The following is a 13787-nucleotide window of genomic DNA, read 5'->3' as shown; positions in this document are numbered from 1 at the left end:
TATTTGAATACCAGCCTGAGTGACAAGTGTATGTGATTTAAAGGATTGTACGTGGTCGGTTGCTTAATGTATGCGGTTCGCATGAAGTGGATACTGCGTTGCAATTATACAAATTAAAGTAGAAAGAATACTACCGGGAGAGCCTAAATAGCTATAAAAAAAACCGCTATTAAAATCTCACCCCGACGTCGACGGTTTGAAGTCGGGAATCAACAGGTTCACCTTTATTTTTTTCAGTTTCAATCAATATTTGAATCGTCTCGCGGCGGTTATGGGGATATTTATGGAACAAAAGGGACAAAGACACGAAATTATATTTCTTTTCCTTACTCTTTTTGCTTTCAAACTTAAATCCTTCGAATCGGTTAACTCTCAAAAAATGAACGCCAATAAAGTACTCTCCCGACGATATTTTTATCAGATTATGAACGGCATGAATGAGCAGGTTGCTCATGAGATCTTGTCGGACGATTTCGTTTTTACATTGCCTACACATCCCGAACCTTTCCACGGTCCGGACGGCTTCTTCGGACTTGTCAAAATGCTGCACGATTCCTTTCCTGACTTTTATCTCAACCCGCAGGAAATGGTTGCCGGCGGCGACTGGGTAGTAACCCGTTGGAAAGGCGGCGGCACGCACACAGGCGGACCTTTGCTAACGGTTAAGGGCAATGTGGAAGCAACAGGAAAATTTTTCGAAGTGGACGGCATAACCTGGCATACGATTAAGGATGGCAAGATTACCGAGTCGGTTGGTCATGAAGATACACTGGGTTTACTGCTTCAATTGGGGATTTTACCATCTGATAATGTACCGGAGAAAATTGATCTTGAACACAACCAAACACTTGCGACAAGATATTTTGAAGAAATCATGAACCAGGGAAATCTGGATGTGTTTGAAGAGATTCTGGATCCGAATTTTGCTTTTATAATTCCTACACAACCTGAGCCTATCGCCGGATTTCCGGCCTTCAAAAACTTCGTCTTGTATTTACGCAATGCTTTCCCGGACATTAAGTTTACAATCATGCGTCAGACGGGTGAAGGCAATAAGGTGGCAACCAGATGGAACATTGAAGGAACGCATATGGGCGAATTCCTTGGCGCTGCTCCCACAGGAAACCACGTGAAAGACTTTGGGATCGACATTTTCACCATTAAAAACGGCAAGATTTTCTCCGTTCACGTGAATGAAAATGATTTTGGTTTGATGCAGCAGTTAGGAGCGATCCCATCATGATGGCATTGGAAACAAATACGCCAGCGTTGTCAAAAACAGAAGCAAACAAAGCCATCGTCCGCCGTTACTGGTTTGACTTTTGGAATGAAAAAAATATCAATGTGCTCAATGAAATCGCGGTGGAAAATGTGACTTTTCATTTCCCGCCGGGTCAGGCACACCAGCCGCCCACATTGAAAAAGTGGTTCGAAACAGCGCTTGTCGCATTCCCGGACGTGCATTTCACATTGCACGACGAGCTTGCAGAAGGAGATAAAGTGGTTAGCCGCTGGTCATATGAAGCCACAAACACGGGCAACTTTTTGGGCAGGGAAACAACAAGCATAAGGGTTAGGGATCAGGGAATTGACATATTCCGCATTGAAAACGGGAAGATCGTTGAAATGTGGGTTGCTCAGGACAGTCTCGGTTTGTTGCAACAATTGAAAGTGATTCAATAAATGGAAAAAGTAGTTGTCCGTCATTACGTTAACAGAGGTGGGCAGCTTCCGGTGAAGCCGGTGATCATTGAAAATTTCGACACGGACACGGACGTGCTGATCATTGACGAGCCCGAGCTTTCCAGGAAAGACCTGATTTTTGAGCAGGAATCAAGTGATACATTGATCAGGCTGGCAGATTCTTTCATGATCCTGGCTGAACTGAAAAATGTCAATGCGATTGACCTTGATCCGGTTCCGTTTTTGAAAAGGTTTTATAAGGCATTGCAAGAGAATGAATTAGAAGAGCTTTTATCATTTCTTGCTGACAATGTTATTTGGGAAATGGGAGGCCCGCAGGACATTATGCCATGGGCAGGAAAGTGGGAAGGAAGGGCAGGATTAACCCGGTTTTTTGAATTACAAAAAGAAGGAATTGCTTTTGAAAAACTGATTCTAACCCGATTTGTAGCACAAGGAAACACAGTTGCCATCGTGCTGGAGGGAAGCGGGGAAACAAAATCAGGCGTGCCATTTTCGGGTGGCGTAGTGCATTGGGTGACAGTCAGGAATGGCAAGATCGCGCATTTACAATGTTATCGCGACACTTTTCCGATCATTGAAGCATTGCATGGCGGAAGGCCATTTACGGTGAGTGCAAATGCAGCTGGTTCTCAACATTATGTCAATGAGCCACTTGCAGCCGTCCGGACTGCGGACAGCATTGTGTTTGACGAAGCAGTTCTCGACAATGTAGCCGCAACCGTAAAATCAGCAAGGGCCATGTATGCCGCATTGCAGGGCCTGAAAGCAGAAGAAGTGAGAAAGGCGTTTGCATCCAATGTAGTGTGGCACATGTTCGGTCCGCCGGACATTATTGCCTGGTCGGGAGAACGCATAGGGCCGATTGCCGCTGTGGAATCAGCCAAACAGATCATCGAAACCATGCATTTTGAGCATTTCAAAGCGGTCAGGATGATTTACCAGGACAATGTTGCGGCTGTCTTAATCAACGAGCCGGGCGTTTCAAAAGCAACCGGATTGACGTTCCACACCAGCGTCGTCCACATTGTGGTCGTGAATGAAGACGGAAAAGTTGCCTCGATACATAATTATGTGAATACAGCATCTATCGCGGAAGCCTTTTTGGGCGGAAGACCTTATACAGTGAATTGAACAGCATATCAACCCTTAAAAAAAGAGAAAGCATGTCACTTACAGCAGAACAAAACAATGCGATTTGCGTAGAATTTTTCGAAACAGCCTGGAATACGGGTCTTGTGCGCGAAGATCTATTGGCATCCGACGCGATAGACCATTCACAAGTTGGCGGAAAAACGGTTTCAGAGCCAGGCTCAGCCAGTTTCAAAGGCATCGTGGGCATGTTCCGCGGCGCTATGCCGGATGCGAAGCTAAGCATTGAAGATCAGATATATGTAGCCGACAAAGTGGTGCACAGATGGAGACTGAACGGAACCGACACAGGCGGCGTAATGGGCATGCCGCCATCAGGAAAATCAATTACTCTGACTGGAACCACGACTGCCCGCATGAAAGACGGCAAGATCGCAGAGCGCTGGGCCAATGTGGACGAACTGGGTCTTTTGCAGCAGTTAGGCGTTGTGCCGCCACCTCCGGGAGCGACGGCTCCCGGAGCACATTAATAAATATTTGTAAACTCTCCTCTCATCATTAAAAGCCTCTAACCCGAATTTTTATGTCAAAGAAAGTACTCGCCATTTTATCGGAATACGGATATTGGGGCATTGAGCTGGTAGGACCGCTCGAAAAACTGGAAGAAGCCGGTTACACCGTTGATTTTATCACACCCAATGGCAAAAAGGCCGAAGCATTGCCACCAAGCTACGATACCACTTACGTAGATCCTCCACTAGGCGTGTGCGTTACAACGCAGCTTGCCGCCGACAAAGTGAATGCTTTTGAAGCGACAAACCGTTTGGCAAATACATTGAACCTGTCCGAAGTAATCCCTCAGCGTCCTTACTTCTCGACGCCGGACTTCCTTCGCGCATTTGAAAAATATTACAGCGACCTAAAAATCGCGCAGGACAAACTGACAGAAGAATACGACGCGGTTTTCCTCGTAGGCGGCAGCGGCCCGATCATTGACATGGTGAATAACCAGCGCGTCCATGATGTGATCCTTGCTTTTTACAAAAAACAAATGCCTGTTGCCGGAATCTGTTACGGCGTTGCGCCGTTGGTTTTTGCCCGTGATTTCAACGAACGCAATTCCATCATCAAAGGAAAACACGTTACAGGTCACTGCATTGAATACGATTACCACGACGGAACCGGCTTCCTGCACACAGATTTGAACATGGGGCCACCGCCATATGTGCTGGAATACATTCTTTCCGACGCCGTTGGCCCAGAAGGACAATATCATGGAAATTTTGGTAAAGAAACTTCCGTAATCGTTGACTATCCATTTATTACAGGCCGTTCATTGCAATGTTCATTCGAATTCGGAGAGCAGTTTGTGAATGTTCTGGACAAAGGCCTCACGCGTTATGGCTGGTAAAACCGGGAATCAGAAGATCATTGAACAATTCCTTGCGGATGGCATGGATTACATGTTCGGGAATCCCGGCACGGTGGAGCAAGGTTTCCTTGACGCACTGGCCGAGTATCCCGAGATGAAATATATCCTAACCTTGCAGGAAACGATTGCGGTCATGATGGGCGACGGTTATGCCCGCGCCACGCAGAAGCCTACATTGGTTCAGTTGCACAGTTCGCCCGGCATTGGCAATGCAGTGGGAGCTGTGTATCAAGCTAAAAGAGGTCATGCGCCGCTGGTTGTGATCGGCTCGGATGCGGGTGTGCAATACATGAATATGGATGCGCAAATGGCCAATGATCTCGTTGCAATGATGGCGCCTGTGACCAAATATGCAACCATGGCAACGTCATCTAAATCGTTGCTGCGGACCATTCGCAGGGCTGTGAAAATAGCCTCCACGCCTCCGATGGGGCCGGTTTATGTTTGCTTGCCAATGGACATTCTGGACGAGATTAATGATGAGCCCGTGTTTCCAAGCTGCATTCCGTCCACCCGCGTTGCACCTGCGCCTGAACTGATCGCGCAATCAGCAGAAATGTTGCTGGCTGCCGAGAAGCCAATGATCTTTGTCGGCGACGGCATTGCTTATTCCGATGCGATTCCTGAACTGACACGCGTTGCGGAGCTTTTGGGAGCAGAAGTTTATGGTGTAGAATTCGGTGATCTGGTAATGGACAACACGCATCCTTTGTATCAGGGCACAACTGGCCACATGTTCGGTTCTTACAGTCAGCCGATTACGATGAAAGGTGATGCCAATCTCATCGTCGGCACTTATATGTTGCCGGAGGTTTTTCCTGAATTGGGAGAAATTTATGCGCCGGAAGCAAAAGTGATCCATTTCGATCTCAATGCTTATGAGATTGCCAAAAATCACCGCGTTGATCTGGGCGTTGTGAGTGATCCCAAACTTTCGCTGGCCGCACTTGCTGAAAAAATTGAAGCATTGCAGACGTCGGAAAACAAGGCAAAAGCCGCGCAACGTATAAAGCAGATCGGTAATGCCAAAAAGGATAAAATCGCAGCAGAAAAAGAAGCGGATGACAAACATCAGGGCAAATCGCCACTGCAAATGTCGCAGTTCACAAAGGTGCTTGCTGAAAAGCTCAATCAGGATGAAACGATCATTTTTGATGAAGCATTGACAAGCTCAGCCGCTGTTAGCCGCTACATTCCACCGAAACTTGCCAAACAATACTTTTTCACACGTGGTGGATCGTTAGGCGTAGGCTTTCCAGGTGCTATCGGTGCCAAATTAGCCAATCCTGAAAAAACGGTGATTGGTTTCTCAGGCGACGGTGGGAGCATGTACACGATCCAAACATTATGGTCGGCGGTGCGGCATAACACGGGAGCCAAGTTTGTGGTTTGCAACAATGGTTCTTACAAGTTGCTGCAACTCAACATTGACCAATATTGGCAGGAACGCGAAATTCCGAAACACGATCATCCGCTGCCGTTTGACCTTTCCTTTCCTGCAATCCGGTTTGACCTGTTGGCGCAATCTCTGGGCGTGGAAGCGGTTAGGGTTGAAAAAGAAGAAGAAATTTTGCCCGCAATTGAAAGAATGCTGGCCGACGATAAGCCCTTTTTGATCGACCTGGTGCTGGAAGGCAACCATAAGGCAGATTGGGTAGAGATTAATTGTTCGCATTGACTTTAAGACCGTTAAACCCTCCCCATTTTCAAAATGGAACAACTAAGTTTTGATTACATCATTGTTGGAGCCGGAGCTGCCGGGAGCGTCTTGGCCAATCGGCTGAGCGCTGATCCGGAGACGCAAGTGCTGCTTATCGAGGCTGGAAACCGGGACAACGAGCCTGCCATTCACGATCCGGGAGGCTTTGTAAGCCTTTGGGAATCAGACATTGACTGGAAAATGCGTACAACGGAACAGCCGGGCCTCGGCGGGCGCACGATCATGATTAATCAGGGCAAAGTGCTGGGTGGCAGCACGTCTATTAATGCAATGATGTATGTAAGGGGCAATCCCGGCAACTTCGATCAATGGGAATCCATGGGTGCAAAAGGCTGGGGTTATGAAGCCGTTTTGCCTTATTTTAAAAAATCAGAAAACTCTGAAAATGGCGCTTCTGACTTTCATGCAGTAGGCGGCGAGCTTAGCATCCGCGACTGTCCGGACGAAGTGATGCGTTCTGAACATTTTTTGGTCGGGGCAACAGAGCTTGGTTATGACGGCCCAAACTGGGATTACAACGGTGCACGCCAGGAAAACGGCGCTGGATTGTTGCAATTTCATATTGATAAAAATGACAAGCGCGACAGCGGGGCTTCGGCATTTCTGCATTCGGTTTCACAAAGAAAAAATCTGACAGTTTTTACCAATGTCTTGGTTTCCAATATTTTGATTGTGGATAAAAACGCAATTGGCGTAGAATACATTACGAACATTGGCACCACAGAGCAAGTTTTTTGCAATAAGGAAGTCATCATTTCGGCCGGTGCATTAAACTCGCCAAAATTATTGCTTCTGTCGGGCATTGGGCCAAAGGAAGAGCTTGAAGAAGCGGGCATTCCCGTTGTTGCTGATTTGCCAGGTGTTGGAAAAAATTTGCAGGATCATTTGCAGTTGCCCATGATTTTCAGATCAAAAATTCCAATGCCCAATACAACGCTTCTGACTGGTAATGCGCTGTTTGTCAATACCAAAGAAGACAATGGCGTTGTTGATCTGCAAATCAATTTCACCCCAAGTTTACCAGGACCATTGGCTCCGGTGCTTCCGGATTTGGGCGGTCCTGTCTGCATTTTCCTGCCCATTCTTGTCCAGCCTCAAAGCAGGGGAGAAGTGAAGTTGCACTCCAGCAATCCAATGGATTTGCCTTTGATCAACCCCAATTATTTGCAGGAAGACGCCGATGTAGCAGTGTTATCCAAGGCCGTTGCGTTGGTTCGAAAACTTGCAAACACACAGAAATTTTCTGAATTGAACGGTGGAGAAATGGTGCCTGGCGCAGATGCGGACATTGAAGCATTCGTCAGAAGCCAGGCCACAACAATCTGGCATCCAGCCGGAACTTGCAAAATGGGAACGGATGCAATGGCAGTCGTTGACCCGGAATTGAGAGTGCACGGCATTCAAAATCTGCGCATTGCAGATGCTTCGGTTATGCCGACTGTAACGAGTGGGAACACCGTTGCGGCCTGCTTCATGATCGGGGAAAAAGCGGCTGATATGATCCTGGCGGAGCATGCAGTTGCAGTTTTGGCAAAAAGTTTAACCAATTGATATTCCAATTATTAACCTAAATAAAACACAATGTTAACGCAGGAAGCAATTAAAGCACTGGCTCTTGACTGGTATAAAAAGCTGGATGTTCACGTCCCGATGGTTGAAGTATTGCCGCTGCTGGCTGATGCGGAACTGGAAATGGTTTTCCCTGAAGCGACAGTTTACGGTTACGCCGGATTTGAAGGCTGGTTTCAGCGCGTGATCCGCATTTTCTTCGACGAAGTGCACACCGTTAAGGTGGTAGAGCCGGTCATTAATGGCAACACGGCGGTGGTAAAAGTGGTCGTGCAATGGGAAGCCAGCGTTTGGAATGCGCCCGAGCCTTTCAGCAAACGCATCAAATGTGACGCTTTTCAAACTTGGGAAGTAAAACTGACCGACGCTGGAAAAGTGGTCATCACCAAATACATTGTCGACGGACTCGAATATCACGAAGGTTCTGCGACGCTCTAAATCAGGTTATTAACCCTTCTCTATTTTTATAAAATCATGAAAAATGTACCGGATACGAAGCTGGGCAGAATGTACAAGGAACACATTCAACACATCCTCGACAAGAACATTGACGCCCTGCTCGACCAATATACAGACGACGCAACGCTGATCAGCAGCTTCTCTAAATCGCCAGTTATCTACAAAGGCCGCGACCAGGTCAATGAGCACATGCAAGGTATTCTGGGCATCGACGGACTGGAAACGGACATTGTTTTCTGGGCTGAAACAGAGAATCCGGAAACATTGATGATCACTGAACAGATCACGATGACAGTAGGCGGAGAGAAAAGTGAAATGCGTTTTGCGGACAGCTGGGTGCTGCAAGATGGAAAAATTGCGATTCATTTTGCCGGAATGGTCCAGCATCCGGACGGAACATTAGCCTAATTTAAAATAACCCCTAATCCCTTTGACCATGAAACTGGCAGGAAAAAAGATCGGTGTGCTGTTGGAAGCCGATTATTTTGAGAACGAAATATTCTATTACAAATTCCGCTTTCCCGAAGAAGGCGCTGAGCTGCATTTTCTGACAAGGTTATGGGGACAGGATAAACTCACCTTTCTCGGCCACGAATATCGCGCGCCGATGGACGTGTGGGAGACATTTGAAAATATGAGCGACGAAGAATTGCGCACTTACGACGCCATTATAGTGCCTTCGGGCATGGTTTCGGACCGGTTGCGCTACACCGAAGACGTGGAGAAAATCCCGCCGGCAACCGAATTCCTGAAACGTGTTTTCGCAGAACCAGGCATTCTGAAAGGCATTATTTGTCACGGATTATGGCTTACCGCGCCAGCCACCGAGCTCGTTCGCGGCCGTAAATTGGTTTGCCATAATAACCTAATCGGCGACGCCAAGGCTTACGGAGCTATTTACACCAATGAAGATGTGGTTGTTGACGGCGATCTGATCACCGGACGCTCTGGCGGACACGCGCATTTGTTTGCCAAAAAAATTATTGAAACCCTGTCAGCAGCTAACCCAAATTAATATGAGCGCGACATTTTTCCACCTGGCACTTACCGTAAAAAACCTCGCCAAGTTCGAGGATTTTTACTCCAAATATTTCGGGTTCCGCAGGGCAAGGGTGATCAGTCTGGGCGACGACGCCGAGCTGGTTTTCTTGAAAAACGATGACAACATCTATCTCGAAATCTTCCCGCCCGAAGAAGACCGCCCTTACCCCATGTCCGAAGCCGACGGCCCGCATTATCCTGGCCTAAGGCACATTGCATTCTCGGTAGACGACATAGATGCAATGGTCGAAAGCATGGGAGACGACGCCGTAATAACACTCGGCCCACTACATTTTGACGACGTAATTGAAGGCTGGAAAACCGTCTGGCTCAAAGACCCGGAAGGAAATATTATCGAAATCACCCAGGGCTATCGGGATCAGGAAGACTTGGCTTAATAAACTCTCAAACACCTTTACCAACTAACGCATGAATATTAATTTCACTTTTTCGGATACCATTGCGGGTTATATCACGGGATATAATGCAGAGGAACGCTGGTTTACCGTGGAAACGTCGGACAAGCGTCCTTTCAAGATCAATCTGATCGCTTCCACTTATGCGCGCGGCGTGCAGAACCTGACAGAAGGTTGGCAGGATCCGGGCGACATTGCGCCGTTTTTGTCAACAAACGGACAATATGTTTTCGCTTACGGAACATTCTATCCCAATGCTGGCGCGGAGGAAACAACATTTGAAGCGCAGCAATTGATTTTCCCGGGTAAGGAGCCAAAAGCTTATCGCCACGAGGAGCAGAATTACTGGATCACGCAGATCAGTTCTATTGCTTCCAGCTATCTGAAATGGCAGTTTGATTATCCGAAAGAGGAGATCAACTATAAAAATTACCGCACAATGCTCCATTTGGGAGGTTCCAAAAAAGGAGATTATTTGCAGGAAACAGACACAATTTCCAGAATGGTTTACGGATTTGCATCCGCATATCTTTTGACCGGAAAAGACGAATTCCTGGAAGGTGCAGAGCTTGGAACAGAATATCTACGCGACCACATGCGCTTTTTTGACCAGGACGATGACCTTGTTTACTGGTATCACGGCTTGAAAGTGGAAGGCCAGAAAGAAACCAAGTTGCTGACTTCGGAATTTGGCGATGATCTGGACTCGCTTCCTATGTACGAGCAGATCTACGCACTCGCAGGCCCCACGCAAACCTACCGCATCACGGGCGATCAGCGCATCCGCGATGACATTGACAAGACCATTGATTTGTTTGAAAAATACTTCAAAGATCCCAATGGCGTGGGTTACTATTCCCACTTGCACCCGATCACATTGGATGCGCACGAGGAATCGTTGGCACATAATAAAGCCCGTAAAAACTGGAACTCTGTGGGTGACCACGCACCGGCTTACCTGATCAACCTCTGGCTGGCAAGCGGCGAGCAAAAGCATGCTGATTTCTTGGAATACACTTTTGACACCATTACCAAATATTTCCCTGATTACGAAAACAGTCCGTTTGTTCAGGAGAAATTCTTCGAAGATTGGAGCAAAGACCAAACCTGGGGATGGCAGCAAAACCGTGCAGTAGTAGGACACAACCTCAAAATCGCATGGAATTTGATCCGTCAGCAATCACTGACGCCAAAAGAGGAATATCTGGAATTTGCCAAAAAAATCGCTGAACTCATGCCGGCCGCTGGCTCGGATCAGCAGCGCGGAGGTTGGTATGACGTGGTGGAACGCGTTCAGAAAACGGGCGACAAGCACCAGTTTGTATGGCACGACCGCAAAGCCTGGTGGCAGCAGGAGCAGGCAATTCTTGCTTACCTGATCATGTACGGGGTTTTGGGAGATAAAGAATACGAAAAACAAGCGCGCGAGGCGGCAGCATTTTACAATGCATTCTTCCTGGATAATGACGATGGCGGCGTGTATTTCAATGTGTTGGGCAATGGTATGCCGTATCTTTTGGGAACAGAGCGTTTCAAGGGAAGCCACTCCATGAGTGCATATCACAGCACAGAACTTTGCTATCTGTCAGCAGTTTATATCAATTTGCTTATCACCAAGCAGCCAACTTATTTCTACTTTAAGCCTTATCCAAACGGGTGGAAGGACAACATTCTGCGCGTGTCGCCAGATATTTTGCCTCCGGGAAGCGTGTATATCAGCGAGGTTTTCATTGACGATCAGCCTTATACAGATTTCGATGCCTATGCATTAACCGTGAAACTTCCTGAAACAGAGGAACGCATCCGCGTGAAAGTGCAGATCAGTTCGGCCAAGTAATTTGAACCACATTAAGAAACTATTCAGATGAAAGTTACCATTACGGATCAGGAAGAAATTACGGTTGTTGAGGTTTCCGGCGATATTGACAGCAAAACGGCGCCGGAATTTGAAAGAAACGCAAAGTTGGCGATGGACAAAAGCAAGCACATTGTGATTGACCTTACCGACGTGGGTTTCATGTCCAGCGCCGGTTTGCGCGTGCTGCTGATGGTTTACCGGAATATCCGGTCCCAGGAAGGCAAAGTGGTGCTGGTGGGCGTTTCGGAGGAGATCCAGGACGTGATGTCGACGACGGGCTTTATCAACTTTTTTACCATTGTTGAAAAACCGGAAGATGGAGTTGCATTCTTAAAACAAGACTAATCCATGGCAACAGATATCAGGATTGATTACTATCCGACGCACGAGCAGCAGGGGATCAAGTTCAGACGCGGACATGCGCTGCCATTTGGCGCAACCATGGTTCCCAACGGGATCAATTTCAGCATTTATTCCAGCGAAGCCATCGACTGTACGCTTGTATTGTTCGAAAGGGGCGAAGCGGAACCTTTTGCCGAGATCCGTTTTCCGGAAGAATTCAGAACGGGCAATGTGTATTCCATGATCGTTTTCGATCTGGATTACGAGCGCCTGGAATATGGTTACCGCATGGACGGCCCCTTCAAACCCGAAGAAGGTCATCGTTTTGACAAAAGCATTATTCTCAGCGATCCCTACGCCAAAGCCATTGGCGGACGGGATTCCTGGTTGGCCAAGCCGAATTGGGATAACATTTACCCGTATCGATCACGCCTCGTTTTCGAGGATTTTGACTGGGAAAATGACCACCCGCTCGAAACGCCGATTGAGGATCTGGTCATTTACGAAATGCACGTGCGCGGCTTTACGCAGCATCCATCATCCAATGTTAAAAACCCGGGCACATTTGCAGCCATTCGCAGCAAGATCGCTTACCTTAAAGAGCTGGGCATCAACTGCGTAGAGCTTATGCCGATCTATGAGTTTGATGAATGGGAAAACAGCAAGGAAAACCCGGTTACGGGCGGTTTGATCGTCAATTTCTGGGGTTATAGCACGGTTAATTTCTTCTCGCCAAAGGCAGGTTATGCTGCCACGGGGAAGTTTGGGATGCAGGTGGATGAGCTGAAAACGTTGGTTAAAGAACTGCACAAAAACGGCATTGAAGTGATGCTGGATGTGGTTTTCAATCACACAGCAGAAGGCGATCACCGTGGCCACACGATCTCGTTCAGGGGGATTGATAACAAAACTTATTACATGCTTACGCCTGAGGGTTATTATTTCAATTTCTCGGGAACCGGCAACACATTGAATTGCAACAATCCGGTGGTGCGGAACATGGTTCTGGACTGTCTGCGTTACTGGGCAGCCGATTACCACATTGACGGTTTCCGTTTCGACCTCGCCGCCATCCTCGGCCGCGATCAGAACGGAGCGCCGTTAAGCAATCCACCCCTTTTGGAATCCCTTGCATATGACCCGATTCTGGCCAAATGCAAGCTGGTAGCCGAAGCATGGGATGCTGGCGGATTGTATCAGGTCGGTTCATTCCCCGCTTACGGACGCTGGGCAGAATGGAACGGAAAATACCGCGATTCGATCCGCAAATTCCTGAAAGGCGACGAAGGTTTGGTTGGAGAAATCGCGCAATGCATTCAGGGATGGCCTGATTTGTATTATTACCGCGGTCCAACGGCCAGCATCAACTTCATCGCCTGCCACGACGGTTTTACCCTATATGACCTCTTCGCTTACAATGAAAAACACAACGAAGCGAATGGAGAGAATAACAATGATGGTGGTAATGATAACCATTCATGGAATTGTGGGGTGGAAGGTGAAACGGATGATGCGTTCGTTAATCAGCTGCGTCACAAGCAGATAAAGAATGCGTTATCGATCCTGATGGTAAGTCAGGGCGTTCCTATGATCCTGTCGGGCGATGAAGTGGGGGTTACCAAGTCGGGAAACAACAACACCTATTGCCACGACAACGAGCTCAACTGGCTGGATTGGAGCCTGATGGAGAAAAATTCGGACATCTTTTACTTTGCGCAGCGCATTACGAGATTCCGTCGTGCACATCCGGTACTCAGGAGCAGGACGCATTTCCAGCACAAAGACTACGTAGGCAGCGGATTCGCGGACATTACATTCCACGGAACCCAGGCCTGGCACCCCGACTTTTCAAGCAGCAGCCGTTGCATCGCATTCATGCTCGACGGTGCGCACGCCAAAAGCGGAACCATCCAGGACGACTCCATCTACATCGCAATGAACTCACATTACGACGCATTGTACTACGAACTCCCACCGCTTCCGAATGGTAAAACCTGGCATCTGGCTGTGAACACGGACATGCCGTCCGGTGAAGACATCTATGACATTGCTAAGGAGCCGAAATTGGAAGATCAAGGGAGGTTTTTGGTAGGGGGGAGAGCGACGGTGATATTGGTTGGGAAGTAACATTATTTAAAACATCAAAAAACATTA

The 13787-nt window shown here is 47.7% G+C and carries 14 protein-coding genes; all 14 read left to right on the top strand.

Annotation, left to right across the window (positions count from 1 at the left end; translation table 11 throughout):
* Window positions 1-379: 379 nt before the first annotated feature.
* The 14 genes from NFI81_RS07760 to glgX are packed head-to-tail and all read left to right on the top strand — an operon-like array spanning window position 380 to window position 13760.
* Window positions 380-1243 (top strand): ester cyclase, encoded by an 864-nt coding sequence (locus tag NFI81_RS07760; RefSeq protein ID WP_234613088.1) that lies wholly within the window; start codon window positions 380-382, stop codon window positions 1241-1243.
* Window positions 1240-1683 (top strand): ester cyclase, encoded by a 444-nt coding sequence (locus NFI81_RS07755; protein ID WP_234613089.1) that lies wholly within the window; start codon window positions 1240-1242, stop codon window positions 1681-1683. Before NFI81_RS07760 ends, NFI81_RS07755 begins: the two co-directional genes overlap by 4 nt.
* On the top strand, window positions 1684-2838 hold the full coding sequence (locus tag NFI81_RS07750; protein ID WP_234613090.1) for a nuclear transport factor 2 family protein: 1155 nt from the start codon (window positions 1684-1686) through the stop codon (window positions 2836-2838).
* Window positions 2839-2870: 32 nt separating this feature from the next.
* The gene (locus NFI81_RS07745; RefSeq protein WP_234613091.1) at window positions 2871-3326 is read left to right on the top strand and encodes an ester cyclase; all 456 of its coding nucleotides are present in this window, start codon (window positions 2871-2873) and stop codon (window positions 3324-3326) included.
* A gap of 53 nt (window positions 3327-3379) precedes the next feature.
* Window positions 3380-4207 carry a type 1 glutamine amidotransferase domain-containing protein gene (locus NFI81_RS07740; RefSeq protein WP_233855519.1) on the top strand — a complete coding sequence of 276 codons (828 nt, stop codon included), beginning with the start codon at window positions 3380-3382 and terminating at the stop codon, window positions 4205-4207.
* Entirely contained in the window at window positions 4170-5906 is a 1737-nt protein-coding gene (locus NFI81_RS07735) for a thiamine pyrophosphate-binding protein (RefSeq protein ID WP_234613092.1), read from the top strand. Before NFI81_RS07740 ends, NFI81_RS07735 begins: the two co-directional genes overlap by 38 nt.
* Before the next feature lie 33 nt (window positions 5907-5939).
* Window positions 5940-7499: a GMC family oxidoreductase gene (locus NFI81_RS07730; protein WP_234613093.1), complete on the top strand. Its 1560-nt coding sequence runs from the start codon at window positions 5940-5942 to the stop codon at window positions 7497-7499.
* A gap of 30 nt (window positions 7500-7529) precedes the next feature.
* Window positions 7530-7955, top strand: coding sequence for a hypothetical protein (locus NFI81_RS07725; RefSeq protein ID WP_234613094.1), 426 nt, complete (start codon window positions 7530-7532; stop codon window positions 7953-7955).
* Window positions 7956-7991: 36 nt separating this feature from the next.
* Window positions 7992-8384, top strand: coding sequence for a nuclear transport factor 2 family protein (locus NFI81_RS07720; RefSeq protein ID WP_082216371.1), 393 nt, complete (start codon window positions 7992-7994; stop codon window positions 8382-8384).
* A 28-nt stretch (window positions 8385-8412) separates the two neighbouring features.
* A complete protein-coding gene (locus NFI81_RS07715) occupies window positions 8413-8991 on the top strand; it encodes a DJ-1/PfpI family protein (RefSeq protein WP_234613095.1) in 579 nt (192 codons plus the stop codon).
* Window position 8992: 1 nt separating this feature from the next.
* The gene (locus NFI81_RS07710) at window positions 8993-9415 is read left to right on the top strand and encodes a VOC family protein (RefSeq protein ID WP_234613096.1); all 423 of its coding nucleotides are present in this window, start codon (window positions 8993-8995) and stop codon (window positions 9413-9415) included.
* Between the two features lie 31 nt (window positions 9416-9446).
* Entirely contained in the window at window positions 9447-11270 is a 1824-nt protein-coding gene (locus NFI81_RS07705; RefSeq protein WP_233855506.1) for an AGE family epimerase/isomerase, read from the top strand.
* 27 nt (window positions 11271-11297) lie between these two features.
* Entirely contained in the window at window positions 11298-11636 is a 339-nt protein-coding gene (locus NFI81_RS07700; RefSeq protein ID WP_233855504.1) for an STAS domain-containing protein, read from the top strand.
* Window positions 11637-11639: 3 nt separating this feature from the next.
* Window positions 11640-13760 (top strand): glycogen debranching protein GlgX, encoded by a 2121-nt coding sequence (glgX, locus tag NFI81_RS07695; protein ID WP_234613098.1) that lies wholly within the window; start codon window positions 11640-11642, stop codon window positions 13758-13760.
* Window positions 13761-13787: the final 27 nt, after the last annotated feature.

Source organism: Dyadobacter fanqingshengii (assembly GCF_023822005.2).
GTDB lineage: Bacteria > Bacteroidota > Bacteroidia > Cytophagales > Spirosomataceae > Dyadobacter > Dyadobacter fanqingshengii.
This window is presented reverse-complemented; position numbering and strand designations above follow the sequence as displayed.

Bases quoted from the DNA above. Each gene is read 5' to 3' on its own strand.
- NFI81_RS07705 (WP_233855506.1), top strand. From the start codon at position 9,447: ATGAATATTAATTTCACTTTTTCGGATACCATTGCGGGTTATATCACG.
- NFI81_RS07735 (WP_234613092.1), top strand. From the start codon at position 4,170: ATGTTCTGGACAAAGGCCTCACGCGTTATGGCTGGTAAAACCGGGAAT.
- NFI81_RS07750 (WP_234613090.1), top strand. From the start codon at position 1,684: ATGGAAAAAGTAGTTGTCCGTCATTACGTTAACAGAGGTGGGCAGCTT.
- NFI81_RS07725 (WP_234613094.1), top strand. From the start codon at position 7,530: ATGTTAACGCAGGAAGCAATTAAAGCACTGGCTCTTGACTGGTATAAA.
- NFI81_RS07720 (WP_082216371.1), top strand. From the start codon at position 7,992: ATGAAAAATGTACCGGATACGAAGCTGGGCAGAATGTACAAGGAACAC.
- NFI81_RS07755 (WP_234613089.1), top strand. From the start codon at position 1,240: ATGATGGCATTGGAAACAAATACGCCAGCGTTGTCAAAAACAGAAGCA.
- NFI81_RS07745 (WP_234613091.1), top strand. From the start codon at position 2,871: ATGTCACTTACAGCAGAACAAAACAATGCGATTTGCGTAGAATTTTTC.
- NFI81_RS07710 (WP_234613096.1), top strand. From the start codon at position 8,993: ATGAGCGCGACATTTTTCCACCTGGCACTTACCGTAAAAAACCTCGCC.
- NFI81_RS07715 (WP_234613095.1), top strand. From the start codon at position 8,413: ATGAAACTGGCAGGAAAAAAGATCGGTGTGCTGTTGGAAGCCGATTAT.
- NFI81_RS07760 (WP_234613088.1), top strand. From the start codon at position 380: ATGAACGCCAATAAAGTACTCTCCCGACGATATTTTTATCAGATTATG.
- NFI81_RS07730 (WP_234613093.1), top strand. From the start codon at position 5,940: ATGGAACAACTAAGTTTTGATTACATCATTGTTGGAGCCGGAGCTGCC.
- NFI81_RS07700 (WP_233855504.1), top strand. From the start codon at position 11,298: ATGAAAGTTACCATTACGGATCAGGAAGAAATTACGGTTGTTGAGGTT.
- glgX (WP_234613098.1), top strand. From the start codon at position 11,640: ATGGCAACAGATATCAGGATTGATTACTATCCGACGCACGAGCAGCAG.
- NFI81_RS07740 (WP_233855519.1), top strand. From the start codon at position 3,380: ATGTCAAAGAAAGTACTCGCCATTTTATCGGAATACGGATATTGGGGC.